General features: G+C 64.4%; 16 protein-coding genes. 9 read left to right on the plus strand and 7 right to left on the minus strand.

What is annotated here, in order from left to right; all coding sequences use genetic code 11:
- Positions 1 to 113: 113 nt before the first annotated feature.
- Positions 114 to 2,597, plus strand: a complete 2,484-nt coding sequence (locus P353_RS02380) for a UvrD-helicase domain-containing protein (protein ID WP_034364772.1) — start codon at positions 114 to 116, stop codon at positions 2,595 to 2,597.
- An 81-nt stretch (positions 2,598 to 2,678) separates the two neighbouring features.
- Here the strand turns inward: P353_RS02380 and P353_RS02385 are convergent, their stop codons facing one another.
- From P353_RS02385 to P353_RS02400, 4 genes are all read right to left on the minus strand, one after another.
- A complete protein-coding gene (locus P353_RS02385) occupies positions 2,679 to 4,685 on the minus strand; it encodes a PhoX family protein (protein WP_034364773.1) in 2,007 nt (668 codons plus the stop codon).
- A 249-nt stretch (positions 4,686 to 4,934) separates the two neighbouring features.
- Positions 4,935 to 5,765: a BPSS1780 family membrane protein gene (locus tag P353_RS02390; RefSeq protein ID WP_003067798.1), complete on the minus strand. Its 831-nt coding sequence runs from the start codon at positions 5,763 to 5,765 to the stop codon at positions 4,935 to 4,937.
- 122 nt (positions 5,766 to 5,887) lie between these two features.
- Positions 5,888 to 6,844 (minus strand): homoserine kinase, encoded by a 957-nt coding sequence (locus P353_RS02395; RefSeq protein WP_034364776.1) that lies wholly within the window; start codon positions 6,842 to 6,844, stop codon positions 5,888 to 5,890.
- Between the two features lie 112 nt (positions 6,845 to 6,956).
- The gene (locus tag P353_RS02400; protein ID WP_034364778.1) at positions 6,957 to 7,319 is read right to left on the minus strand and encodes a hypothetical protein; all 363 of its coding nucleotides are present in this window, start codon (positions 7,317 to 7,319) and stop codon (positions 6,957 to 6,959) included.
- Between the two features lie 100 nt (positions 7,320 to 7,419).
- Here P353_RS02400 and polA point away from each other — a divergent pair, with 100 nt between their 5' ends.
- From polA to P353_RS02425, 5 genes are all read left to right on the plus strand, one after another.
- Positions 7,420 to 10,233 carry a DNA polymerase I gene (gene polA / locus P353_RS02405; RefSeq protein WP_034364781.1) on the plus strand — a complete coding sequence of 938 codons (2,814 nt, stop codon included), beginning with the start codon at positions 7,420 to 7,422 and terminating at the stop codon, positions 10,231 to 10,233.
- A gap of 261 nt (positions 10,234 to 10,494) precedes the next feature.
- Positions 10,495 to 11,175 carry an AzlC family ABC transporter permease gene (locus P353_RS02410; RefSeq protein ID WP_198529008.1) on the plus strand — a complete coding sequence of 227 codons (681 nt, stop codon included), beginning with the start codon at positions 10,495 to 10,497 and terminating at the stop codon, positions 11,173 to 11,175.
- The gene (locus P353_RS02415; RefSeq protein ID WP_080750403.1) at positions 11,172 to 11,489 is read left to right on the plus strand and encodes an AzlD domain-containing protein; all 318 of its coding nucleotides are present in this window, start codon (positions 11,172 to 11,174) and stop codon (positions 11,487 to 11,489) included. Before P353_RS02410 ends, P353_RS02415 begins: the two co-directional genes overlap by 4 nt.
- A 132-nt stretch (positions 11,490 to 11,621) precedes the next feature.
- A complete protein-coding gene (locus tag P353_RS02420) occupies positions 11,622 to 12,527 on the plus strand; it encodes a dienelactone hydrolase family protein (protein WP_034364786.1) in 906 nt (301 codons plus the stop codon).
- 200 nt (positions 12,528 to 12,727) lie between these two features.
- A complete protein-coding gene (locus P353_RS02425) occupies positions 12,728 to 13,693 on the plus strand; it encodes a ZIP family metal transporter (RefSeq protein ID WP_034364788.1) in 966 nt (321 codons plus the stop codon).
- A 49-nt stretch (positions 13,694 to 13,742) separates the two neighbouring features.
- Here P353_RS02425 and P353_RS02430 read toward each other — a convergent pair whose 3' ends face one another.
- The 3 genes from P353_RS02430 to P353_RS02440 form a co-directional block, all read right to left on the minus strand.
- Positions 13,743 to 14,480 (minus strand): LytR/AlgR family response regulator transcription factor, encoded by a 738-nt coding sequence (locus P353_RS02430; RefSeq protein WP_034364791.1) that lies wholly within the window; start codon positions 14,478 to 14,480, stop codon positions 13,743 to 13,745.
- Positions 14,461 to 15,531: a sensor histidine kinase gene (locus tag P353_RS02435; protein ID WP_034364794.1), complete on the minus strand. Its 1,071-nt coding sequence runs from the start codon at positions 15,529 to 15,531 to the stop codon at positions 14,461 to 14,463. The genes P353_RS02430 and P353_RS02435 overlap by 20 nt, the downstream gene beginning before the upstream one ends.
- Before the next feature lie 185 nt (positions 15,532 to 15,716).
- On the minus strand, positions 15,717 to 16,682 hold the full coding sequence (locus P353_RS02440) for a DMT family transporter (RefSeq protein WP_034364796.1): 966 nt from the start codon (positions 16,680 to 16,682) through the stop codon (positions 15,717 to 15,719).
- A 340-nt stretch (positions 16,683 to 17,022) separates the two neighbouring features.
- On the opposite strand from P353_RS02440, the gene argH reads away from it, so the two are divergent.
- From argH to P353_RS02455, 3 genes are all read left to right on the plus strand, one after another.
- Positions 17,023 to 18,471 (plus strand): argininosuccinate lyase, encoded by a 1,449-nt coding sequence (argH, locus tag P353_RS02445; protein ID WP_034364800.1) that lies wholly within the window; start codon positions 17,023 to 17,025, stop codon positions 18,469 to 18,471.
- Positions 18,472 to 18,570: 99 nt separating this feature from the next.
- On the plus strand, positions 18,571 to 19,551 hold the full coding sequence (locus P353_RS02450; protein ID WP_034364802.1) for a Bug family tripartite tricarboxylate transporter substrate binding protein: 981 nt from the start codon (positions 18,571 to 18,573) through the stop codon (positions 19,549 to 19,551).
- 154 nt (positions 19,552 to 19,705) lie between these two features.
- Entirely contained in the window at positions 19,706 to 25,717 is a 6,012-nt protein-coding gene (locus P353_RS02455) for an alpha-2-macroglobulin family protein (RefSeq protein WP_034365444.1), read from the plus strand.
- Positions 25,718 to 25,727 lie beyond the last annotated feature (10 nt).

The following is a 25,727-nucleotide window of genomic DNA, read 5'->3' on the forward strand; positions in this document are numbered from 1 at the left end:
AGTATCTGAAATCCATATGAATCAAGCGTAGGCAGCTTTTCTTTCAGGAGCGCGATGCCGCGAAAGCAGCAGCAAGTCGCAGGGAGTCGCCAGCATTTCTACAATGGGGGGCTATGTTCCCGATCGACCTGCTTGACTCCGCGCCAGACGGTGCAAATTCCGGCGCCAACCCCGCCTCTCACTCGCCCCTGCTGACCGGCCTCAACGATGAGCAGCTGGCTGCGGTGACCCTGCCTGCGGGCCATGCACTGATTCTGGCTGGTGCCGGCTCGGGCAAGACGCGCGTGTTGACCACACGCATCGCCTGGCTGCTGCAGACCGGGCAGGCCACGCCCGGCTCCATCATGGCGGTGACCTTCACCAACAAGGCTGCCAAGGAGATGCTCACGCGCCTGTCGGCCATGCTGCCCTACAACGTGCGCGGCATGTGGATCGGCACGTTCCACGGCCTGTGCAACCGACTGCTGCGCGCCCACTATCAGGCCGCGAAGTTGCCCCAGGCGTTCCAGATTCTGGACACCCAGGATCAGCTCTCGGCCATCAAGCGCCTGTGCAAGCAGTTCAATGTGGATGACGAGCGCTTTCCGCCCAAGCAGCTGATGTACTTCATCGCGGGCTGCAAGGAAGAGGGCATGCGCCCCGGCGATGTGGTGGCGACCGACCCCGACACCCGCAAGAAAGTGGAGCTGTACCAGCTCTACGAAGAGCAATGCCAGCGCGAAGGCGTGGTCGATTTTGGCGAGCTGATGCTGCGCAGCTACGAGCTGCTGCGTGACGATGCCCATCTGCGCCACCACTACCAGCGCCGCTTCCAGCACATCCTGGTGGACGAGTTCCAGGACACCAACAAGCTGCAGTACCAGTGGCTCAAGCAACTGGCGGGCGACGATGTGGGCGGGCGCTATGAGTCGGCCGCCAGCGTGATTGCCGTGGGCGACGACGACCAGAGCATCTATGCCTTTCGCGGAGCGCGCGTGGGCAATATGGCCGACTTCATCCGCGAGTTCGACGTCAAAAACCAGATCAAGCTGGAGCAGAACTACCGCAGCTTCAGCAACATCCTCGACTGCGCCAATGCGCTGATCAGCCACAACAGCAACCGCCTTGGCAAGAACCTGCGCACCAGCCAGGGCCCGGGCGAGCCGGTGCGCATCTACGAGGCGCCCAGCGATCTGGCCGAGGCCGCGTGGATGGTCGACGAGATCAAGCAGCTGGTCAGAAACGATGGCTTCACGCGCCAGGAAATTGCCGTGCTCTACCGCAGCAATGCGCAAAGCCGGGTGATCGAGTCGGCGCTGTTCAATTCCAAAATTCCCTACCGTGTGTACGGCGGCCTGCGCTTTTTCGAGCGCGCCGAAATCAAGCACGCCCTGGCCTATCTGCGCTTGCTGGAGAACCCGCACGACGACACCAGCTTCCTGCGCGTGGTGAACTTTCCCGCACGCGGCATCGGCGCGCGCACGATCGAAGTCCTGCAGGACACGGCGCGCAGCAGCGGCACCTCGCTGAGCGATGCCGTCACCGCCGTGGGCGGCGCAGCAGGCACCAAGCTGCAGGGCTTTGTGGCCCAGATCGATGTGCTGCGCGAGCAGACGCAGGGGCGCACGCTGCGTGAAATCATCGAGACCGTGCAAGAGCAAAGCGGGCTGATCGAGCATTACCGCAACGAGAAGGAAGGCGCGGACCGCATCGAGAACTTGCAGGAACTGGTCACGGCTGCCGAGAGCTTTGTGACCCAGGAAGGCTTTGGCCGCGATGCCGTGGCCATGCCGCTGGACGAGCAGCAAAATGCGCCTCAGCTGAGCCAGTCGCCCGTCAGTCAGGGGCTGGACCCGGATCAGCCGCTGCTGGACGAGGCGCTCAGGGCGCCGGCCGGTACGGCGGCCTCCATGGTCAATGCCGACACCGGCGAGACACTGTCGCCGCTGCAGGCCTTTTTGGTGCATGCGGCGCTGGAAGCGGGTGATAACCAGGCCCAGGCCGGTCAGGACGCGGTGCAACTGATGACCGTGCATGCCTCCAAGGGGCTGGAGTTCGATGCCGTGTTCATTGGCGGCGTCGAGGAAGGCCTGTTCCCGCACGAGAACGCCATGATGGATCGTGGCGGTCTGGAGGAGGAGCGCCGCCTGGCCTATGTGGCCATCACGCGTGCGCGCAAGCGTCTGTATCTGAGCCATTCGCAGACGCGCATGCTGCATGGCCAGACGCGCTACAACGTCAAGAGCCGCTTCTTTGACGAGTTGCCTGAAGAGGCGCTCAAGTGGATCACGCCCAGGCAAAGCGGCTTTGGCAGTTTTGCGCCCTCTTCAGGCGCCGGTGGTGCCTGGGGATCCAGGGGCACAGGCCAGTTCGGCTCCGGCTCGGGCTGGGGCGGCAAGCAGAGCGAAGTCTTTGCCAGCCCGCCGGTGCCACAGCAAAAGGCCGAACCTGCGCATGGCATCAAGGCCGGTATCGCGGTGTTCCACAACAAGTTCGGCGAGGGCAAGGTGCTGGCGGTGGAGGGCACGGGTGACGATGCGCGCGCCCAGGTCAGCTTCGGTCGCCATGGCACCAAGTGGCTGGCGCTGGCGATTGCCAAGCTGACGATTGTGGACTGAGTTTCCCCAAGTCCTTGGCGCAGAAAAAAGCCGCAGCCTTTTGCAAGGCGCGGCTTTTTTGTTGAGGCCCGGGCGCGGTGCTTACTTGGCGCTGAGCTTCATCTGGGCGGGCGAGGCCGTGATGTAGCCCACGGCGGAGCCGAACTTGTCCTTGTAGTTGGCCTTGATCAGCGGATCCAGCTGGGTCTTGACGCTGGCGTGGATGCCGCCCCAGTCACCGGCGTGCTGGAAGTTGCTCATGATGTAGGTCCAGCCGTTGATTTCGTCCACGGCATGCAGGCCCGTGGATTCGCCGCCGGCCGGCACGGACAGCACGCGCGACAGCTGCTTGGTGTCCACGTTGTAGGCCCACATGAAGTTGTTGACGTGCTGGCTGCTGTCCTCGCCGATGAACAGCGTGCGCATTTTCTCCGAGAACTTGAGGTTGTCGGGGTTGGCGATCTTGCTGGGGTTGGCGGTGTTGCCCAGGGCGTCGCCCTTGAGGGTCTTGCCGTCGCTGTCCAGCAGATCTTCGCCAGCCAGCAGGGCTGCTGTGTCCACGGGCATCCATTCGCTGTTGATGGCGGTGCCGGTCGTGTCCTTCTGGCCGCCCTTGAGGTTCAGCGCCATCACCACGCCGGCCACCAGCTGCTTGGGCACGGAGACGCCGTTGCCAGGCACGTTGGCGGCATTGCCGGCCACCATGGAGGACTGCACGTTCTGCAGTGCGGAGTAGGCGATCTTGTCCTTGGCGTTGACGGTCGTGCCTTCCATCTTGGTGAAGCCCAGGCTGGCGCCCTTGAAGGCGGCATAGCGATGGGTTTCGAGGAAGGCGGCGGCCTTGTCCATGCCGGGGTTGATCTTGATCCACTCGGTCTTGCCGTTGGCCACGATCTTGGTGTAGCTGGAGTCGCTCGGGTCGGTCTTGGACACGGTCAGGATGTCCGTGGGCTTGAGCGTGTTGGCCAGGTTCTCGATCTCGGCGCTGGTGGCCGAGCCCAGCTTGATCCAGGTCAGGGGGGCAGCGCTCTTGGCGGCGGGGTCGATGGAGAAGCCCGCGCCGACCTTGGCGGCATACAGCGTGCCCGAGGACAGGTCTTTTTCCTTGTCCGCCACGAAGACGAAGTAGCCGCTGTTGGTGGCGTCGTCACCCATGAGCGCGGTGCGCTGGTCGGGCATGACCTGCACCAGCTCGTGCGAGATGCGGCCCATGCAGAAATGCTTCTTGATGGTGGCCGTGCCGTCGACGTTCACGATCACTTCGGGCATGTGGCCGTAGTGGTAGGGATTTGCCTTGTTTGCGTCGCCGTAGAGGTTCTGGCTATAGGCCTGGAACATGGTGTTGCTGGCGATGCTGAAGGCATCGGGTTCGTACTCTTCGGAGGACAGGTGGGTGCCCCAGGGCGAGAGGCTGGCACCGCAGGTGATCCACAGGCCATGGACCTTGGAGGTGTCCACATTGTGGTATTTCACCAGGCTCAGCTTGCCCGTGGTCTGGTCCTGATCCAGCGTCAGCACGGCGATGGGCGAGGGCAGCTTGCCGTACATGTCGGTCGTACCGTCCTGGGCCCAGGTGGTGTATTCGAATTGCACCACGGCGAAGACGGGCTTGCCCTTGACGCCGTCTACCTTGGCATTGGGCACGGTCAGCAGCGATGTGCCGTCAGGCGAGTCGGAGAAGAAGTGGCGCTCCTTGCCTGCGACCGTCTTGTCGATGATCTTGTTGTTGTAGATGTCGTAGTAACCACCGGCCAGCAGCTGACCGCCCTTGCCGTCGGAGACCATGTCGCCGGTCACGAAGAAGGGCTGGTAGCCCAGGTCGTAGACCTGCTCGCTCTTGTCGTCGAATGCGACCTTGAGCTGGGAGGCCACATACATGGTGGCCATATTGGCGGGCGTGGTCAGCGAAGGCGCAGCCATGGCGGTGAAGCTGGCCGAGACATAGTTCTTTGTGACAGGAGGCGTTGTGGGCGTTGTCGGGGTGTCGTCATCGCCACCACCACATGCGGCCAGCAGGCTGGATGCGGACACGACCGAACCCAGGGGGAGCAGGGGAGCGCCGGAAAAGAGTTGCAGGGCCTTACGACGGCTGAGCAGATTTTGTGCCATGAGAGTTTCGCAGTGTGGGGTGAAGCGCAGACTTGGGGCCGCGCTGAATTGGATGAATGCCAGGACATGAGATGCATGCCCTGGTCAGTCCTGCGAATCCTAGGAAACGAATATGACAGTGCCGTGGCGGCTTGATGACGCCGGGATGAATGATCTGCTGGCGCTGGCCTGTGTTCAGCCCATAAAAAAGCCCCGACCTGAGGCCGGGGCTGGTGCTGGTGCTGGGTGCTTGGGTGGTAGTGCTCGAGCTTACGAATCCGATGATGGCGGCGCTGTGCCCGACGAGGAGTCGATCAGGGTCTGGTCGTCATCGGGCGGGCTGAAGCTGTCACGGAAGGTAAACACAATCGAGGTAAAAAAGATGGCTGCCAGCATCAGCGCCGTTGCCACCATCAGGCCGCCTGCAATGCTGCCGATGAGCATGGCCAGGATGCCGGTCACGATGGCCAGGGCCATGCCGGAGACGATGAACACGCCTATCCAGCAGACACCGAACACCAGATAGGCACCGATATTGCGAATGCAGCCGACAAAGCTGAAGAACAGCGATTTGACGGGGCTGATCCCATGCCAGTGGATGAGCGCCGGAGCATGCCAGAAGGCCAGCGACAGCGGCAGGTAGAGAAACATGCTCAGCCACATGGCGGACTGGAACTCGGGCTCTTCGGCCAGTTCGCGGGTCATGGGAGTCTGGCCCAGGTAGACGCTGGCAAACGTGCCGCCGTCCACAAGGCTGGAGGCACCGATGATGAGCAAAAAGCCTGCGGCATAGAGGCCTCCCAGCATCAGCATGGAGTGCAGATGCTGGCTGCCGGAGCGGAAAGCCACCAGCAGCAGCGCCGGTGTGGGCTTGCGGCCGTGGGCGGCTTCGGATGCCGCGACCATCATGGTCAGCGAGATGCAGGGCAGCAGTGCCAGAGCAATGACGGGGCCGATCAGCGGCAGGGCCGAGATCAGAGACATGCTGGCCATGCCCAGAAAGAACAGGGCTGCCAGGGCCAGGGGCTGGCTTTTGAAGGTGCGCAGGCCCTGCAGCACCCATTGCAGACCGGTGCCGGGTGGAACGATTTGAAGTTTCATGGAGGAGGCTGAAATACTTTTGCGAGAGCGTGCAAAAGTCGCTTCTTGCACTGTACCCGAGACGGCTGGGCGGGGCCATCAAAAGCCCCGGCGCAATCAGCTGCTTGGCACCGGGCTAGCGCTCAGTCCAGCGTCAGCGGATGCGCGATGCGCTGGTTCAGCACACGCTCGAAGTGGGTGGGGTCGTGGGGCTGCAGCAGTGCGGCTTCACGCGGCAGATGGAAGTCCCAGAGGCGGGAGATCCAGAAACGCAGGGCGCCGGCACGCAACTGGGCGTTGAGCAACTCGCGCTCGGGACCGGTCAGCGGACGCACGGCCTGGTAGGCCGCAAGCATGGCTTTGGCGCGCTCGGCATCATGGGCACCTGTTGCGTGATCGATACACCAATCGTTGAGGCAGACCGCAAGATCGAAGAGCCAGGTGTCCACGCCCGCGAAATAGAAGTCGAAAAAGCCGGTCAGCCGCTCGCCGTCGAACATCACGTTGTCGCGGAACAGGTCGGCATGGATGGGGCCGCGCGGCAGGGCCGCATAGTTGGCCGAGGCTGCGATATGGTTCTGGTAGGCCAGCTCGGCGCGCAGCATGGCGGCGGTTTCCTCGCCCAGATGGGGCAGGACCACGGGCACGGTTTCATTCCACCAGGGCAGGCCGCGCAGATTGGGCTGCTGGCGGTTGTAGTCCTGAGCGGCCAGATGCATGCGCGCCAGCATCTCGCCCACGGCAGCGCAGTGCACGGCAGCCGGGGTCAGCTGGCTTTTGCCGGCCAGGCGGTTGACGATGGATGCGGGCTTGCCGCACACCTTGAGCAGAATGTCGCCGCTGCGTGTCTCGCCCTGCGGGTCCGGCACGGGAATCCCGGCTTGTGCCAGGTGCTTCATCAGGTAGAGGTAAAAAGGCAGCTGCTCGGCACTCAGGCGCTCGAACAGTGTCAGCACCCACTCTCCCTGGTCGGTCGTCAGAAAATAGTTGGTGTTTTCAATGCCGCCTTGAATGCCGCGCAATTCCTTGAACGAGCCTAGGGACATGCGGCGCAGCAGCTCGCGCGCATCTTTATCGGAAACTTCGGTGAAAACAGCCATGGTGAATACGCCGGTCAGGGGCGACCGACCGAACTAGCGGGGAGAAGGTGTCTATATGCAACAGGGCAGTGAAGCACTGCCCTGTCATGAATGGGGAAAAGCGCGCCGCGCTTCAGAATTTGATGAAATTCCAGACGCGGGTGCCCGTGGTGTCGCCGCTGTTGCTGTCGCGGTTGCGGGCTGCGCGGGCGCCGTCGTTGGACTGCACCTCGTACTCGGGCATGGTGCCGACCTTGGGTTGCACGGTGATGCTCTGGGTCTGACCGCCGACACGGGTTTCATCCACACGGCTGCCAGCGTCTTCCACACGGATATGTTCGATCCGCTGGTTGTGCTTGCCAGTCGCCGCCGCGTTGTCCTGCTGACCCTGAGGCGCAGGAGCGACCACGGCGTTGGCCGGAGCAGGGGTGGGGGACTGGGCCAGAACGGATCCGGCAGCCAGGCTCAGGATGATGAAAAGTGGTGCAGCGCGCATGATGCATAGATTGTAGGGCGACTTCGAATTGTCCCACCAGGCGTAGCCTGTCTTTGGGCTGCAGACCGCAGGGGCCGGGCGCGCGTGCACAATCCGGGGTATGAGCAATTCCAAGACCCTGGTGCTGGTGGACGGCTCCAGCTACCTCTACCGCGCCTACCATGCCATGCCCGATCTGCGGGCGATTCCAGGCGACCCGGCCAGCCCGGCCACGGGCGCCATCCGCGGCATGGTGAACATGATGCAGGCGCTGAGGAAGGATGTGCAGGCCGATTACGCCGTCTGCGTGTTCGATGCCTCGGGCCCGACCTTTCGCGACGAGATGTACACCGAGTACAAGGCCACGCGCTCGCCCATGCCCGATGATTTGCGCAGCCAGATCGAGCCCATCCACGAGGTGGTTCAGCTGCTGGGCTGGAAAGTGGTGGCCGTGCCCGGCGTGGAAGCCGATGACGTGATTGCGACCCTGGCGCAGACCGCAGCGGCCCAGGGCATCAACGTGATCGTCTCCAGCGGCGACAAGGACTTGAGCCAGCTGGTGGGCGAGCATGTGACCATCATCGACACCATGAATGGCAAGAAGCGCGACGTGGCGGGAGTGACGGCCGAGTTCGGCGTGCCGCCGGCGCTGATGATCGACTACCAGGCGCTGGTGGGAGACACCGTGGACAACGTGCCAGGCGTCACCAAGGTCGGACCCAAGACTGCGGCCAAGTGGCTGGAGGAGCATGGTTCGCTGGACAATCTGATCGCCCGCGCCGCAGATATCAAGGGCGTTGCCGGTCAGAACCTGCGCGATGCGATTGCCAGTGGTCAGCTGGCGCTGAGCCGCCAACTGGTGACCATGAAGACCGATTGCGATCTGTCCGCCTACATCGGAGGCCTGCCGCAGCTCGATGCCGTCACGCTGGCCGAGCCCGATAGCGCAGCGCTTGCGCCCTTCTACGAGAAATACGGCTTCAAGGGCCTGGTGCGCACGCTGGGCGCCGCGGCGGCCGAAGCCAAGGCGGCCAAGCCAGGCAAGGCGGCCAAGGTCGACAGCGCCCAGGGCGGTCTGTTCGATGCCGATGACGCGGCGGCCACCGAGGTGGCCGTGGCGGCCCAGCAGCGCGATGTGCTCTACACCACGATTCTGAGCGAGGCGCAGTTCGACGAATGGCTGGCCAAGATCGACGCGGCGGAGCTGACTGCGCTGGATACCGAGACCGATTCGCTGGACGAGATGGTGGCCCGCATCGTCGGCATCTCCTTCAGCGTGGCCGTGGGCGAGGCCGCCTATATTCCGCTGCGCCACGAGGGCATGGACGTGCCCGAGCAGCTCGATCTGGACAGGGTGCTGGCCAGGCTCAAGCCCTGGCTGGAAGACGCCGGCAAGAAGAAGCTGGGCCAGCATGTCAAATATGACCAGCATGTGTTTGCCAACCACGGCATCACCGTGCGCGGCTATGCGCACGACACCATGCTGCAGTCCTATGTGCTCGAAGCCGACCGTCCGCACAACCTGACCAGCCTGGCGCTGCGCCATGTGGGCCGCAGCGGCATCAGCTACGAAGATCTGTGCGGCAAGGGCAAGAGCCAGATTCCGTTTGCCCAGGTGAGCGTGGACAAGGCCGCAGCGTACAGCTGCGAGGACTCCGACCAGACGCTGGACGTGCATGGTGTGCTGTGGCCCAGGATTCAGGCCAACGCCGGACTGCTGCATATCTACGAGCTGGAGATGCAGACCAGCGAGGCGCTGTTCCGTATCGAGCGCAATGGCGTGAGCATCGACGCGGGCGAGCTGGCGCGCCAGAGCAACGATCTGGGCGCGCGCATCTTGAAGCTCGAGGAAGAAGCCTACGAGATTGCGGGCCAGCCCTTCAATCTGTCCTCGCCCAAGCAGCTGGGAGAGATCTTCTTCGACAAGCTGGGCATGCCCGTCGTGAAGAAGACCGCCACCGGCGCGCGCAGCACGGACGAGGAAGTGCTGGAGAAGCTGGCCGAGGACTATCCGCTGCCCGCCAAGCTGCTTGAGCACCGTTCGCTGTCCAAGCTCAAGGGCACCTACACCGACAAGCTGGCCCAGATGGCCTTGCCCAGCGACGGCCGCGTGCACACCCACTACGCCCAGGCCGTGGCGGTGACGGGGCGCCTGTCCAGCAACGATCCCAATCTGCAGAACATTCCCGTGCGCACGCCCGAAGGCCGCCGCGTGCGTGAAGCCTTTGTGGCCCCCGAGGGCAAGCTGATTGCCAGCGCCGACTATTCGCAGATCGAGCTGCGCATCATGGCCCATCTGTCGGGCGACGAGGCGCTGCTGAGTGCCTTCAAGAACGGCCTGGACGTGCACCGCGCCACGGCTGCCGAAGTCTTCGGCGTGAGCGTGGACGAGGTCAGCAGCGAGCAGCGCCGCTATGCCAAGGTCATCAACTTCGGCCTGATCTACGGCATGAGCAGCTTCGGCCTGGCCAAGAACTTAGGGATAGAGACCAAGGCTGCGGCCGCCTATATCGACAAGTACTTCCAGCGCTACCCCGGCGTGAAGCGCTATATGGACCAGACCGTGGAGCTGGCCCACGCCCAGGGCTATGTGGAGACCGTGTTCGGTCGCCGCCTGGTGCTGCCCGAGATCAATGGCGGCAACGGCCCGCGCAAGAAAGCGGCCGAGCGCGCCGCCATCAATGCCCCCATGCAGGGCACGGCGGCCGATCTGATCAAGAAGGCCATGGTGGCCGTGCAGGCCAGGCTGGACGCCGAAAAGCCCGAGGTGCTGGTCATCATGCAGGTGCATGACGAACTGGTGTTCGAGCTGCCCGAGTCCGCCAGGGACTGGGTGCAGGCCGAGATTCCGGCCATCATGGCCGGTGTGGCCGATCTGTCCGTGCCGCTGCTGGCCGAGATCGGCTTTGGCAGCAGCTGGGAAAAAGCGCATTGAGCTTTTCACCAAAAAGCGCATTGAGCTTTTCACTAAAAGGCGCATTGAGCTTTTTTCAAGAAAGCGCATCAGGCCTCTCACCAGGGAGGTCGTATGCGCTTTCGACTCCAGGATGCGCCCGGATTTCTTCGAGGCGTTGCCCCTAAAAAGAGAGCTGCTAGCGCATATCCAATAGGAACTTCAGGTTGTTTTTGACCTGAAGTGCTTTGTCCACATGCGCTGGAAGCTCCTGAATTGTTCTAGCTTGATCCAGGAAATATCTTGTTCAAAGGCTTTGCAATGACGCCCGCCGTGCGCATGGGGCTGTCGATTTCGGTGGCAACGGGGTTGTACGGCATCTCCTTCGGCGCGCTGTCCGTGGCGGCCGGCCTCAGCCTCTGGCAGACCATGGCGCTGAGCGCGCTGATGTTCACTGGCGGTTCGCAGTTTGCCTTCATCGGCGTGGTGGCGGGTGGCGGCAGCGGCATGGCGGCCGTGAGCGCAGCCTCGCTGCTGGGCGTGCGCAATGCCATCTACGGCATGCAGATGAGCCGTCTGCTGGGCGTCAAAGGGCTGCAGCGCTGGCTGGCCGCGCACTGGACCATCGACGAATCCGCAGCCACGGCATCGGGCCAGGAGGAGCCGGCCGAGCAGCGGCGCGGCTTCTGGGTCGCCGGGGCGGGCGTGTTCCTGCTCTGGAATCTGTTCACCTTGCTGGGCGCGCTGATGGGCAATGCGCTGGGCGACACGCGCCGCTTCGGTCTTGACGGGGCTGCCGTGGCGGCCTTTCTCGGCCTGCTCTGGCCGCGCCTCAACGCGCGCGAGCCTGTGGCGCTGGCGCTGGGCTGCGGGCTGGTCACGGCGCTGGCCATACCCTGGGTGCCCCCAGGCGTGCCGATTCTGCTGGCTGCGGCGCTGGGCGCCTTCTGGGGCTGGGTGCGCCCTTCGGAGGCCGAGCAATGACGCTGTCCCTGTCCTTGTGGCACTGGATCTTGCTGGCCTGTGCGCTGGCCTTTGTGACCAAGCTGCTGGGCTACAGCCTGCCCGAGCGCTGGATGCGCAGCCCGCGCATGGCCCAGATCGCGGCCTGTCTGACAGTGGCGCTGCTGGCTTCGCTGACGGTGATGAACACCCTGGCCAGCGGCTCGCACATCAGCCTGGATGCGCGCCTGGGCGCCTTGCTGGTGGCGGCGCTGGCCCTGTGGCTGCGGGCCCCGTTCCTGCTGGTGGTGATTCTGGGGGCCGTAGCTGCGGCGCTGCTGCGCTGGCTGGTCTGAGAGCGTCAACCGGTTCCGGGTGCCTGAAGCGCACTGGCCTTAGACTGCATGGCCAGCCCGGCTTGCTGCGCGAGGCGGCCAGGCTTGAGATCGTCAACATGTTCTGAAATTCCATCATCCCAAGGAGGATCCATGAAGTACGAAGACATCGCTCAGGATATGCAGGGATTGCTCGGCGGCCGAGCCGACGCTCAGCCCAGCCGCCGCACGGCCTTGCGCACAGCCCTGGGGGCCGGCCTGGGCGTGGGCTATGCCTGCTCTGCCGGCCCGGTCATGGCACAGACGGCCATCAAGACCCCGGTCGACGGCCTGACGGCAGGCGAGGTCAGCATCGATGTCAAAGGCTTCAAGCTGCCGGCCTACCGGGCCATGCCTGCGGGCAAGCAGAACCTGCCCGTAGTGCTGGTGATCTCCGAAATCTTCGGCGTGCACGAATACATTGCCGACACCTGCCGCCGCCTGGCTCGTGCCGGCTATCTGGCGATCGCACCCGATCTGTTCGTGCGCCAGGGCGACCCCATGGCCTATGCCGAGATGGCCAAGCTCATGAGCGAGGTGATCGCCAAGGTGCCCGATGCCCAGGTCATGGGCGATCTGGACGCCGCCGTGCAATGGGCAGGCAGCCAGGGCGGCGACGTCAAGAAGCTGGCCATCACCGGCTTTTGCTGGGGCGGTCGCATCACCTGGCTGTATGCCGCACATGCCCCGCTCAAGGCCGGCGTGGCCTGGTACGGGCGTCTGCAGGGCAACAAGAACGATTTGCAGCCCGGCTATCCGCTGGATCTGGTGGGGCAGCTCAAGGCGCCGGTGCTGGGCCTGTACGGCGGCAAGGACACGGGCATTCCGCTGGAGTCGGTCGAGGCCATGAAGGCCGCGCTCAAGACCGGCTCTGCGGCGGCCAGGGCCTCGGAGTTCGTGATCTTCCCCGAGGCGCCCCATGCCTTCCATGCCGACTACCGCCCCAGCTACCGCGAGCAGGCCGCGCAGGACGGCTGGGCCCGCATGCTGACCTGGTTCAACCAGCATGGCGTGGCCTGATGCCTGAGGCGCTGAAATTTTCGGCCCGGGGGGCTTGACAGCTTTGCTAAGGTGAAAGAAGTCCCGGCCTGCCATGCACATCATGCGCATCCGGGGCTGACGGTATGGGGATAGTTGCAAGCGGGCCGCGTTGGGCGGCGCATTCTGCGAAAATCCTCAAGATTCGCCTGTAAAAGGTTGCGGTTAAGCCATATAAAGCTATGACATTGGTAGCAATTATTCTGGCCACCCTGGCTGCTGGTATCGGCAGTGTCTGGGTGGCCGCGTTGTTGATGAGTCTGGGAGGGGGGCGCACGCCAGGGCTGATGCCCCAGCGTCTGCTGAGCCTGGCTGCGGGAGCCTTGCTCGCCACGGCTTTCATGCATTTGCTGCCCGAGGCGTTCGAGAGCCACGGCAAGTCCCATGATCTGTTCGTGGTGCTGCTGATCGGGCTGGTGTTTTTCTTTCTGCTGTCCAAGGCCGAGCTCTGGCACCACGGCCATGAGCATTCGCATGGCGATGCCCACCAGCCTGCTCCTATGCACCACGCTCACGGTCATGGCCACGATCACCAGCATGGTCACGCCCGCCATGACCATGGCGAGCACACGCATGGTCACAGCCATGGCAAGGGCGGCTGGGCCATTCTGACGGGCGACAGCGTGCATTGCTTTGGCGATGGCGTGCTGATTGCATCGGCTTTCGTGGCCGACATCCGTCTGGGCCTGATCGCCGCCCTGTCGGTGCTGGCGCACGAGGTGCCTCACCACATGGGCGATATCGTGGTGCTGCGCCAGTCCAGCAGCAATCGCCGCGTGGCGCTGATCAAGGTGTCCATGGCCGGAGCCGTGACCACGCTGGGCGGGGTGGCCGGCTATTTCCTGATCGGACAGCTGCGCGAGCTGCTGCCGTACTTCCTGGTCATTGCGTCGAGCAGCTTTATCTATGTGGCCCTGGCCGATCTGATTCCCCAGCTGCAAAAGCGCCTGAGCGCCAAGGAAACCGCAGCCCAGGTCTTCTGGCTGCTGCTGGGCATTGTCGTCGTGACGGTAATGAGCGGCGCGGCGCACAACCATGGACACGAGCATGACCACGAGCACGACCACGATCATGGCGCAGAGGTCGGGCACTCGCACGAGCCTGCGTCCGCGACTGCCCATGACGCGGCTCACAAGCATGAGCATTGATTGCAACTGCAGTCGATAAAAAACCGGCTTTCGGCCGGTTTTTTATCGTTCAGAAAATCTCTCTGAGCTCGGTCTTGACCGCTGCCAGCTGGCGGCGCGAGACCGGCAGCAGCTCGGGCACGCCCTGCAGGCGCAGGCCCCAGCCTTCGCCTTCTTGCGGGTCGTCATATTTTTCAAGGCCGCGCAAGGCCGCACGCAGCACCAGGGCGTTGCGGTGTATGCGCAGCAGGTGCTCGCCATGGCGGGTTTCGAGATCGGCCAGCGCTCCGTCGAGGACGTAGTTGCGCTGCACGGTGCGCACGGTGATGTATTTCTGCTCGGCCTTGAGAAAGCGCACCTCGGACAGTGGCAGCCGCAGCGTGCCGCCGCGCTCCTGGATCAGCAGGACGGGGCCGCTGTCGACGACGCTGCGCGTGCTCAGTGCGCGCTCGGCCTTTTGCAGCGATTGCTGCAGGCGCTCCAGGCGTACGGGCTTGGTCAGATAGTCCACGGCATCGAGCTCGAAGGCCTGTACCGCATGGCTGGCATGCGCCGTCACGAACACGATGGCGGGCGGGTTGGCCAGCTCCGCCAGTGCCGCTGCCAGCTGCAGCCCGTTGCGGCCCGGCATGTGGATGTCCAGCAGCACCAGCTGTACGGGGGTGGGCCGTGCGGCCTGCAGTATCTGCAGGGCCTGGTCGGCATCGGCGGCTTCCTGGATATGGTGCGGGCCATGTGCGCAGTCGCCGAGCAAAGTGCGCAGTCTGGCGCGGGCCAGAGCTTCGTCATCAACGATCAGAATGTGCATGGCGGGATTGTCCCGGTTTTGGGTCGCTCTGATGCAAAGGCACGCTCAGGCGCACCACATACAGCCCGTCGCGTACCTTGGCGCTGAAGCTGCCTTGCAGATCGTGCAGCAGCGACAGCCTGGCCTTGACATTGTCCAGGGCCATGCCATGGCCGGTGCTTTGATGTTCGGCGCTGGCGGGCGGCAAGGTGTTGATGATCTGGATCAGCGCCTCGTTGCCGCGCCTTTCGGTGCGTACCTGCAGCTTGCCGCCGCGTGCATTGGGCTCCACGCCGTGGCGGATGGCGTTCTCCACCAGCGGCTGCAGCAGCAGGGGCGGCAGCAGCGCGCCATGCACGCTTTCATCGAGCTGCCACTGCATCTGCAGGCGCTCGCCAAAGCGTACCTGCTCTATGGACAGATAGCGCTGGGCCAGCTCTATCTCCTGGGCCAGCGTGGTGGTCAGATGGGGTTCGGCCAGCGCATAGCGAAACAGATCGCTGAGGTCCTCGAGCAAGGCTTCGGCCTTGGCCGGTTCGGCGCGCACCAGCGCAATCGCGCTGTTGAGGGTGTTGAACAGAAAGTGCGGTCTGATGCGTGACTGCAGCTCGGTGAGGCGGGCCTGGGTCTGCGCTGGCATGTTGCCGCGCGCGCGCAGCACCAGCGCTGTCACCAGCAGGGCGGCCAGCAGGCCTCCCGTGACGGCACTGGCCAGCCAGGGGGCTTTGGCCATGCCTATGAAGAACAGCATGCCGCAGGCGTAAAGACCCGCGAGGGCGCCCAGCAGCACGCCGGCCAGATACTGGCCGCGCGTGCCCAGGCGCTGCAGCTGGTGCTTGAGGCTGCAGGCTGCGATCAGCCAGACCAGGGTGCCGGGCAGGCAGGCGCCGGTGAGCAGGGCCGCGCTGGAAAACCACTCCCAGAGCGACTCTGCACCATAGAGGGCGGCCGTGCTCGCCACCACCTGTACAAACAGCACGGCGCGCAGCACCACGCCGGCATTGCAGGCGTCGAACACCAGGACCTTGTGGGCCGGGTTGGGAGTGGCAGCGATGAGCGGTGAAATGGACACAGGCGGTCTGGAGCAGGGCGGTGACTTGGATGCAAGAGCTGGGCGGGCAAGCATGCGCAAAGAGCATGTCCATCGACATGCCCGATCCGAATTTGCGCAGGTCCTGTGATTATTGGCCCGCAGCCGCGCTGCAGCTGCAATTCCTGCGGCATCTGTCGGCTGGATGCATCAGCGTTTGTGCTGACTCAAACCGAGGCCGCAGCCCGGCCTGCGGCCTGAAAGCGTTTGAGCGACCAGACCACGCCCGCGAGAATCAGCAGCATGGGTGCCAGCTCGGCGAGCTGGGGCAGGCGCTGTTCATAGAGGAAGTGGTAGGCCAGGGCGAACAGGGTCTCGAACACCAGCAACTGGCCCACGAAGGTGATGGGCAGGCGCTGGCTGGCGGCATTCCACATCCAGTTGCCCAGCCAGGACGAGAGGATGGCCACGGCCAGATTCAGCAGCCAGAACAGCTGCCAGCGCTGGGCCGCAATGTCGGGGTTGCCGACGCCGCTGGCCTCTGGTGATATCAGCCAGAGCAGCGCCCAGAGCAAGGCGCTGATCAGCCCGACGACCAGGCCCCAGAGCGTGGACCATTCCGTGCCGTTGAAGCGGCTTTGCGCCAGATAGCGGGTGTTGTCCAGCGCGTAGCGGCTCCAGCAGAGCATGGCCAGCACGGCCATCAGCACGCCCAGCAGATAGCGCCCCTGGCTGCCTTCGGACCCTGTGGTCAGCGCATGGGCGTTGACGAGCACGATGCCGGCCAGAATCAGCGCCATCGGCGCCAGCATGCGACGCAGCGGAAGCGCGCCATGGGTGTTGCGGCCCAGCAGCGGCACGGTGACGGGAACCAGGCCCACGATCAGCGAGGTCACGGCCATTCCTATCCATTGCACGGCCGTGGCGACCAGGGCAAAGTACACCACATTGCCCGTCAGGGCCAGCCAGACCAGATGCCGGATATCGGCCGCTTGCAGCCTGGGCAGCAGCCTTGTGGCCCGAGGCAGGAAAACGCATAGGGCCACCACGCCATAGAGCACGAAGCGGCCGAAGGTGATCTGCAGCGGCGAGAACTCCGGCAGCATGGCAGGCACGAGAAAAATCGCGCCCCAGAGCGCACAGGCGGCCAGGGCAAAACCGAGGCCGGAAATCAGGGAAGAGCGGGAATTCATGCCGGGCGGCGCATCGGCCGGGCGGGCCGCGGCCTGTGAGGAGGGTGAGCGAAGACACCGAGATTGTCCGCGCAAGCCAGAAACCGGGTGGCTGCAGCCGGATTTTCCTGATTTGCATGGAAAGGTCCTGCAGGCCTTTTCTGTAAAGCGTGGAAAGCTATCGATTAATGAGCGATTGGTGCATGAGTGTCGCTTTGTCGCAGTGATCGGCAATGGCTCTGGGGCGCTCTGGCGCCGGCGTCGGGTCAGGCCGATAAAATCCCTGTTTCTGCTTTGCACAGCCGTCACGCCAAACTTCTGCATTGGGCGGCCTGTGGTTTTACGGGATTGTTGCCCTCACATGTCTACATCTGCTCCTTCGCACAACCAGCTCGATTCCAAGGCCGAAGCCTGGTCTGCCCTGTTCTCCGAACCCATGAGCGACCTGGTCAAGCGCTACACCTCCAGCGTGTTCTTTGACAAGCGCATGTGGCAGGCCGACATCCAGGGCTCTTTGGCGCATGCCGAAATGCTGTCGGCCCAGAAGATCATTGCGGCCGAAGATTTCGCCTCCATCCAGAGGGGCATGGCGCAGATCACGGCCGAAATCGAGGCCGGCACCTTCGAGTGGAAGCTGGACCTGGAAGACGTGCACCTGAACATCGAGGCGCGCCTGACCCAGTTGGTGGGCGATGCCGGCAAGCGTCTGCACACCGGCCGCAGCCGCAACGACCAGGTGGCCACCGACGTGCGCCTGTGGCTGCGCAGCGAGATCGACCTGATCGAAGGCCTGCTCAAGGAGCTGCAACGCTCGCTGGTCGACGTGGCAGCCAAGAATGTGGACGTGATCCTGCCCGGCTTCACCCATCTGCAGGTGGCCCAGCCCGTGAGCTTCGGTCACCACATGCTGGCCTATGTGGAAATGTTCAAGCGCGATGCCGAGCGCATGCTGGACGTGCGCAAGCGCGTCAACGTGCTGCCCCTGGGCTCTGCCGCCCTGGCCGGCACCACCTACCCGCTGGACCGCGAGCGCGTGGCCAAGACCCTGGGCATGGAAGGCGTGAGCCAGAACTCGCTGGACGGCGTGTCCGACCGTGACTTCGCCATCGAGTTCACCGCTGCTGCCTCGCTGTGCATGGTGCACGTGAGCCGCCTGTCGGAAGAGCTGATCATCTGGATGAGCCAGAACTTCGGCTTCATCAAGATCGCCGACCGCTTCACCACCGGCTCGTCCATCATGCCCCAGAAGAAGAACCCCGACGTGCCCGAGCTGGCACGCGGCAAGACCGGCCGCGTGGTCGGTCATCTGATGGGCCTGATCACGCTGATGAAGGGCCAGCCCCTGGCCTACAACAAGGACAACCAGGAAGACAAGGAGCCGCTGTTCGACACAGTGGACACCCTGAAGGACACGCTGCGCATCTTCGCCGAGATGATCGGCGGCCAGCTCAACCCCGCCAGCGGCGTCAAGGAAGGCGGCATCACCGTGAATGCCGAGAACATGCGCGCTGCAGCCCTGAAGGGTTATGCCACGGCCACCGACCTGGCCGACTATCTGGTCAAGAAGGGGCTGCCCTTCCGCGATGCCCACGAAACCGTGGCTCACGCCGTGAAGCTGGCCACCATGAAGGGCGTGGACCTGACCGAGCTGCCGCTGGCCGAGCTGCAGGCCTTCAACCCCAATATCGAGGCCGATGTGTTCGAGGCCCTGAGCCTGGAAGGCTCGCTCAATGCCCGCAACACGCTGGGCGGTACGGCTCCGGCGCAGGTGCGTGCGCAACTGGCCAAGCACCACGCTCGTCTGGCCTGATGGACTCAGGCACTGTGGCGTAACGTTCACGCCTTGAAAGCGCCCTTTGCCGGGCGCTTTTGTTTTGGTTAGTCTGGAAAAAGCATAAGGAGAAAACACATGACGCAAACTCGTCGTCAATGGCTGAAGGCCGGAGTGGGAGCGGCTGCCGCGTCTGCCCTGGGCTCGGTGGCCTGGGCCTCGTCGGGCCAGCCCATCCGCATTCTGGTGGGCTTTCCACCCGGTGGTGGCTCGGATGCGATTGCGCGCCTGCTGGCTGACAAGCTCAAGGACGAGCTGGGCGGCGTGACGGTGCTGGTGGAGAATCGCCCCGGTGCCGGCGGCCAGATTGCGGCGCAACTGCTCAAGGCCTCGCCTGCCGATGGCCATACGCTGTTTCTCACGCATGACCACACCATCTCCATCCTGCCCAAGGTCGTGAAAAAGCCGGGCTTCGATCCGCAGCAGGACTTCATTCCCGTGGCCGGGGTCGCCACTTTCGTGAATGCGCTGGCCGTCTCCAGCAACACGCCGGTGAGGAATCTGGCCGAGTACGCGGCCTGGGCCAGGATCAGTGCCAAGAACGGCACCATCGGCATTCCGGCTCCGGCATCGACGCCCGAATTTCTGGTCAAGATCCTGGCAGACCACTACAAGCTCGATCTGGTGGCCGCACCGTATCGCGGCAGCGCTCCCCTGCTGGCCGATATGCTGGGCAATCAGATTCCGGCCGGCATTGCCTCGGTGCCCGACTTCATGGAGAACCACAAGGCTGGCAAGCTGCGCGTGATCGGCGTGCTGGGCGCCAAGCGTCAGGCCTCCATGCCCGAAGTGCCGACCTTGCTGGAGCAGGGCATCAAGGGCTTCGAGGACATGCCTTATTACGGCATTTTCGCGCCCAAGGGCGTGCCCCAGGCCTTTGTCGAGCGCTTTTCTGCAGCCGTTGGCAATGTGCTCAAGCAGCGTGACGTTTACGCGCAGCTGACGGCATTGGGGCTTACAGTTGGATACATGAATCCCCGCCAGTTGGGGGAGCGTGAGGCCGCCTATTCCAGGGTTTGGGCCGGTATCATTCAGCGCAGCGGTTTCCAGCCGCAGTAGTTTCGCGCGTGCGGCACCTGCTCAAGGCCCTGCTTCACTTGTGAGGCGGGGCTTTTTGCATGCTGCCGTCCTGCACTGCTGCGTCGCTGATTCCAGACTTCAGATTCAAACAGCCAGGGCTGGCGCCATGCCTGCCCGAAAAGAAAGTGACTGTATGACTGTGCCTTATGCAGAGGGAAGGAAGAGGGAGCAGATCGCGCCGCACTGGCGCCAGCTGCTCAATGCAGGTCTGTTATGGGGCCTGGCGGCCACGGCGGCCCATGCCGTGGGGGTGCGCCAGTTCAGCCCGCAGGGAGATGTGAGCAAGGTGGGCCAGGTCGTGGTGCAGTTCGATGGGGCAGCCGTGCGCTTTGGCGACCCCAAGGCCGCCGCGCCGGTCAATCTGCAGTGCAGCGATGCCCAGGCCGCCAAGGGAACGGGGCGCTGGAACAGCGAAAAGGAATGGGTATTCGATTTTGCCCAGAACCTGCCCGCTGGCGTGCGTTGCACGGCCCAGCTCAACCCTCAGTTCAAGAGCGTCACGGGTACAGCTGTGACGGGCGCAGCCAGCTATCAGTTTCAGACCGGCGGTCCGCAGGTGGCCAGCATTGCGCCCGACACCTATGAAGAGGTGGACGAGCAGCAGTACTTTGCCCTGCGCCTGACGGGGGCGGCATCCGTGGACAGCCTCAAGCAGCGCGTCTGGTGTACCTCCGAAGGTGTGGGCGAGCGCATTCCTGTACAGCTGATCGAGGGCAAGGACCGCGAAGCCGTGCTCAAGCAGCGCCACTGGGACAAGGATGCCGCCAAGAACCCGCAGAACTTCGCGGTGCTGGCGTGTAACCGCCGCCTGACCTCGGGCAGCAAGATGACCCTGGTCTATGGCAAGGGCGTGGCCATGGCCAACGGCCTGGTCAGCAAGGACGAGCAGCGCTACGAGTACCAGGTGCGCCAGCCCTTCAGCGCCGACTTCAGCTGCGAGCGCGAGAACGCCAACGCCGCTTGCCTGCCGATCCGCCCCATGCGCCTGTCATTCAGCGCGCCGGTGCCGCGCAAGCTGATCGAAGGCATACGCCTCAAGAGCGGTGCCTCGGCCGTGGCACCCATCATCGAGCAGAACGGCGACAAGCTGGCCGAGGATTCGCTGGTGGACAGCGTGACTTTCCCCGCCACCATGCAGCCGAACTCCAAGTATGTGGTGGAGCTGCCGCCGCAGTTCAAGGATGCTGCGGGCCGCACGCTGAGCAATGCCAATCTGTTCCCGCTGGCCACGGCCACGGGCAATATGCCGCCGCTGGTGAAGTTTGCCGCCGCGCCCTTCGGCATCGTCGAGCGCTTTGCCGAAGGCCCCAAGGGCCCGGCGCTGCTGCCCGTGACGCTGCGCAATGTGGAGCCGCAGCTTCTGGGCAAGTCGCTGGACGCCAGCGTGGTGCGCACCAAAAAGGGCGGCTCGGACGCCGACATCATCGCCTGGCTCAAGAAGGTCGAGCGCTATGACAGCTACAGCGTGGAGCGCAAGCGCGCTGCGCGTGATGTCAAGGTCTTGCCTCCTGTCATCAACGACGACAAGCACTGGGTGCAGACCCGCATGCTGTCGCTGCTGGACGGCCAGAGCCAGACCCAGACGCTGGAGTTGCCCAAGGCGGCCAAGAGCGACCCGCGCCCCTTTGAGGTCGTCGGCATTCCGCTTAACCCGGGCTTCCAGGTAGTGGAGATTGCCTCGCCCATGCTGGGCCAGTCTCTGCTCGACGAAGGCTATGGAGCGGGCCGCACCATGTATGTGCGCACCTCGGTGCTGGTGACCAATCTGGCCGTGCACTTCAAGCTGGGCCGCGAGAACTCGGTGGCCTGGGTGACGACGCTGGACAAGGGCAAGGTGGTGCCTGGCGCCACAGTGCAGGTCTCAGACTGCAACGGTCAGGCGATTGCTTCGGCCGTCAGTGATGCCCAGGGTCTGGTGACCTTCAACGGCCTCAATCCCAATCCGCCTTCCTGCAGCAACGAAGACGGCTACTACCGCAGCAACTCCTATTTCGTGAGTGCGCGTGCCAAGACCGAGGCTGGCGAGGAACTGGCGTTTGTCTGGAGCAACTGGAACAAGGGCATAGAGTCCTGGCGTTTCAATGTACCGACCAGCTCCAGCAACAAGCGCGACGAAGTCGCGCATACGGTGTTTGACCGCATGCTGTTCCGTGCCGGCGAAACCGTGTCCATGAAGCACTTTCTGCGTGCCCTGACGGGCCCCGGCAAGAACTCCACGGGCTTTGAACAGACCCAGGACAAGCCCGACCGCCTGACCATCACCCATCTGGGCAGCGGCCAGCGCTTTACCCAGGCCCTGAGCTGGAATGCCAATGGCAGCGCGAGCAGCGAGTTCCCCATCTCCAAGGCCGCCAAGCTGGGCGAATATGCGGTGGAGCTGGGCTATACCAATGGCAGCGGCCGTCGCTCCAGTTTCAGCACCGGCATCTTCCGTGTCGAGGAGTTCCGCCTTCCGGTGATGGAGGGGCGTGTGGGACCGGCCGGCAAGGAGCAGCTCTACGCTGTCAGCAGCGTGCCTGCCGAAGTGCAGATCAACTATGTCTCGGGTGGTGCCGCAGCCAATCTGCCGGTCAAGGTGTCGGCTCTGCTGCGCTCCAAATCACTGGATTTCGCGGGCTGGGATGGCTTCAGCTTCAACCCGCCGCGCAGTGCCCAGGACGTGGGCAGCAGCGACGACGAGGAAAGCACGGCGGCTGACGACACCAAAGTCGTGGCCGACAAGCTGCCCGTGACGCTGGACAAGAATGGTCTGGGCAAGGTCAGCATCGACAAGCTGCCCAAGTCCGGCGAGCCGCGCGAGCTGCTGATGGAAGCGACCTACGCCGACCCGAACGGCGAGGTGCAGACCCTGCGCAGCACGCGCACCATCTGGCCGGCTGCCGTGGTGGCAGGCGTGCGCTCCGAGAACTGGATCTCGGTGGATCGCAAGCTGCGCTTTCAGGCGCTGACGCTGGATACGGCCGGCAAGGCCCAGGCCGGTGTGCCCGTCAAGGTCGAGGCCGTGGCGCGCATCACCACCTCCAGCCGCAAGCGGCTGGTGGGCGGCTTCTACAGCTACGACAACCAGACCACGCTCAAGAATCTGGGCACCGTGTGCTCGGGCACCAGCGACAGCCATGGCCTGGTGCAATGCGAGGCCCAGCTGTCCCAGCCCGGCGAGGTGGAGCTGATCGTCAAGGCTGCCGACAAGGACGGCCGCAGCAGCCAGGCAGCGACCTCGGTGTGGGTCACGGGCCAGGGCGAACTCTGGTTCGGTGGCGAAGACCATGACCGCATGGACGTGTTGTCCGAACGCAAGAGCTATGAGCCCGGCGAGACGGCGCGCTTTCAGGTGCGCATGCCCTTCCGCCGCGCCACGGCGCTGGTGGCAGTGGAGCGCGAGGGCGTCGTCAGCACCCAGGTGGTGGAGCTGGCGGGTGACAACCCCACGGTGGACGTCAAGATCGAAGATAACTGGGGCCCCAATGCCTATGTCAGCGTGCTGGCGCTGCGCGGCCGCCTGATGGAAGTGCCCTGGTACAGCTTCTTCACCTGGGGCTTCAAGTCGCCGCTGGAGTGGTGGCGTGCCTACTGGAATGACGGCAAGGAATTCATCGCGCCGACTTCCATGGTGGACCTGTCCAAGCCTGCTTTCCGTTTCGGCATGTCTGAAATCCGCGTGGGCCTGAAGAGCAATACCCTGGACGTCAAGGTGTCCTCGGACAAGTCCAGCTACAAGGTGCGCGGCACAGCCAAGGTCACCATCAAGGCCACGCTGCCCGATGGCAAGCCTGCTGCGGGTGCCCATGTGGCGCTGGCGGCCGTGGACCAGGCCTTGCTGGAGCTGATGCCCAACAGCAGCTGGAATCTGCTCGATGCCATGCTGACGCGCCGCGAATGGGGCGTGCAGACGGCAACGGCCCAGATGGAGGTGATCGGCCGGCGCCATTACGGCAAGAAGGCGGTGCCTGCGGGCGGTGGCGGTGGCCGCAGCCCCACGCGCGAACTGCTCGACACCCTGCTGCTGTGGAAGCCCGATGTGGTGCTGGACGGCAACGGCATGGCGCTGATCGAGGTGCCGCTCAACGATGCGCTGACCACCTTCCAGGTGGTGGCCGTGGCCGATGCGGGCGTGAGCCTGTTCGGCACCGGCCAGGCGGCGATCCGTACCACGCAGGATCTGCAGATCATCAGTGGCCTGCCGCCTCTGGTGCGCGAGGACGATCAGTTCCGCGCCCAGGTTACGCTGCGCAACACCTCGGCCAAGGCCATGAAGGTGGAGGTCACGCCGCGTGCCACCATGCTGGAGCTCAAGGCCCAGACCGTGGAGATTCCCGCCGGCGAGGCGCGTGAAGTGGCCTGGGATGTGAAGGCTCCGGCCCAGCTCTCCGGCACGCGTGCCGAGGCGCTGATCTGGGAGATTTCCGCGCGCGACACCGCTGGCGGCGCCGATGCGGCGCAGGATGCGCTCAAGATCAGCCAGCGCATCGTGCCCGCCGTGCCGCTGTCGGTGCAGCAGGCCACGCTGGTGCAGGTCAACGGCAGCTATAGCGTGCCCGTGAATCCGCCCGCCGATGCACTGCCAGGCCGCGGCGGTCTGCAGATGTCGCTGGTGCCCAAGCTGACCGAAGGTCTGCCTGGCGTGCGCGACTGGTGGGCCCGCTACCCCTACTCCTGCCTGGAGCAGACCACCAGCAAGGCCGTCGGCATGAACAATGCCGATCTCTGGGGCAGCACCATGGCCCAGCTGCCCAACTATCTGGACGGTGACGGCCTGGCCAACTACTTCCCGCCCCAGGACGGATCGGTCAGCCGCGGCAGCGATACGCTGACCGCGCATCTGCTGAACCTGTCGGCCATGGCGCAGGGCGTTGACAAGCGCTTCGTGATCCCCGGCGCCGAACGCGCGCGCATGGAGGACGGCCTGATCGCGTTTGTGGAGGGCCGCATCCAGCGCAACTTCTGGAGCCCGCGCAAGGATCTGGAAATGCGCAAGCTGGCGGCGATTGCCGCGCTGGCACTGTCGGGCAAGGCCACGCCGCGCATGCTCGACAGCATCAATGCCACGCCCAACCAGTGGCCCACGCACACGGTCATCGACTGGGTGATGCTGCTGCAGCGCATGAGCGATGCGCCCCAGCGCGACGAGCGCCTGGCACAGGCCATGCAGATTCTGCGTGCCCGCCTGACCTACAACGGCACGCGTGCCGGCTTCTCGACCGACCAGGACGATGGCTGGTGGTGGCTGATGCAGGGCCCGGACGTGAATCTGGCACGCCTGATCCTTGCGACCATCAACGACCCGGCATGGACCGAAGATATGCCGCGTCTGATCAGCGGCTTTATCGCACGCCAGCAGTCCGGTGCCTGGAGCACGACGACGGCCAACCTCTGGGGAGCTCTGGCGCTGCGCCGCTTCTCGCAGAAGTTCGAGTCCGAGCCCGTGGCCGGCAGCACCGTGGCCAGCATGAACGGCAACGAGGCCAAGGTGAACTGGGCCGATGTCAGGCGTGCCACGTCCGAGGATGCGCAGGGCACGGCCCATTCCAACAGCGTCTTCGGCGAGCCCGTGCGCGCAGGCGGCCTGATGAACAACACCATGTTCATGCCCTGGGCCAAGGCCGGCAAGGGCCAGCTCAGCGTCACCCAGCAAGGCACGGGCAAGCCCTGGCTGACCGTGCAGTCCGTGGCGGCCGTGGCCCTGAAGGCACCGTTCAGCGCCGGCTACACCATCAAGAAGACCGTCACGCCCGTGGAGCAGGCCGACAAGGGTCTGTTCGGTGGCGGCCAGTACACGCGCGGCGATGTGCTGCGCGTGACGCTGGAGGTGCAGGCCAAGACCGATATGACCTGGGTGGCCATCACCGACCCCATCCCCACGGGGGCGGCCATTCTGGGCGGCGGCCTGGGCCGTGATTCGGAAATCGCATCCAAGGGCGAGAAGCAGGAGGGGGCCGGCTGGCTGGCCTACGAGGAGCGCAGCTTCGAGTCCTACCGTGCCTACTATCAGTACCTGCCCGCAGGGACGACCAAGGTCGAATACACGGTGCGCCTGAACAACGCCGGTGAATTCGCCCTGCCGCCCACGCGTGCCGAAGCGCTGTATGCGCCCGAGATGTTTGGCGAGATTCCCAACGCCAAGATCAAGGTGGTGATGCCCAAGTAAGCCCCGAGCG

The sequence above is a fragment of the Comamonas testosteroni genome, from assembly GCF_000761245.1.
GTDB classification, from domain to species: Bacteria; Pseudomonadota; Gammaproteobacteria; order Burkholderiales; family Burkholderiaceae_C; genus Comamonas; species Comamonas testosteroni_C.

What these genes read in the sequence shown, in the direction of transcription:
- P353_RS02380 (WP_034364772.1), top strand. Translation starts at nt 114, where the DNA reads ATGTTCCCGATCGACCTGCTTGACTCCGCGCCAGACGGTGCAAATTCC.
- P353_RS02385 (WP_034364773.1), bottom strand. Translation starts at nt 4,685, where the DNA reads ATGGCACAAAATCTGCTCAGCCGTCGTAAGGCCCTGCAACTCTTTTCC.
- P353_RS02390 (WP_003067798.1), bottom strand. Translation starts at nt 5,765, where the DNA reads ATGAAACTTCAAATCGTTCCACCCGGCACCGGTCTGCAATGGGTGCTG.
- P353_RS02395 (WP_034364776.1), bottom strand. Translation starts at nt 6,844, where the DNA reads ATGGCTGTTTTCACCGAAGTTTCCGATAAAGATGCGCGCGAGCTGCTG.
- P353_RS02400 (WP_034364778.1), bottom strand. Translation starts at nt 7,319, where the DNA reads ATGCGCGCTGCACCACTTTTCATCATCCTGAGCCTGGCTGCCGGATCC.
- polA (WP_034364781.1), top strand. Translation starts at nt 7,420, where the DNA reads ATGAGCAATTCCAAGACCCTGGTGCTGGTGGACGGCTCCAGCTACCTC.
- P353_RS02415 (WP_080750403.1), top strand. Translation starts at nt 11,172, where the DNA reads ATGACGCTGTCCCTGTCCTTGTGGCACTGGATCTTGCTGGCCTGTGCG.
- P353_RS02420 (WP_034364786.1), top strand. Translation starts at nt 11,622, where the DNA reads ATGAAGTACGAAGACATCGCTCAGGATATGCAGGGATTGCTCGGCGGC.
- P353_RS02425 (WP_034364788.1), top strand. Translation starts at nt 12,728, where the DNA reads ATGACATTGGTAGCAATTATTCTGGCCACCCTGGCTGCTGGTATCGGC.
- P353_RS02430 (WP_034364791.1), bottom strand. Translation starts at nt 14,480, where the DNA reads ATGCACATTCTGATCGTTGATGACGAAGCTCTGGCCCGCGCCAGACTG.
- P353_RS02440 (WP_034364796.1), bottom strand. Translation starts at nt 16,682, where the DNA reads ATGAATTCCCGCTCTTCCCTGATTTCCGGCCTCGGTTTTGCCCTGGCC.
- argH (WP_034364800.1), top strand. Translation starts at nt 17,023, where the DNA reads ATGTCTACATCTGCTCCTTCGCACAACCAGCTCGATTCCAAGGCCGAA.
- P353_RS02450 (WP_034364802.1), top strand. Translation starts at nt 18,571, where the DNA reads ATGACGCAAACTCGTCGTCAATGGCTGAAGGCCGGAGTGGGAGCGGCT.
- P353_RS02455 (WP_034365444.1), top strand. Translation starts at nt 19,706, where the DNA reads ATGACTGTGCCTTATGCAGAGGGAAGGAAGAGGGAGCAGATCGCGCCG.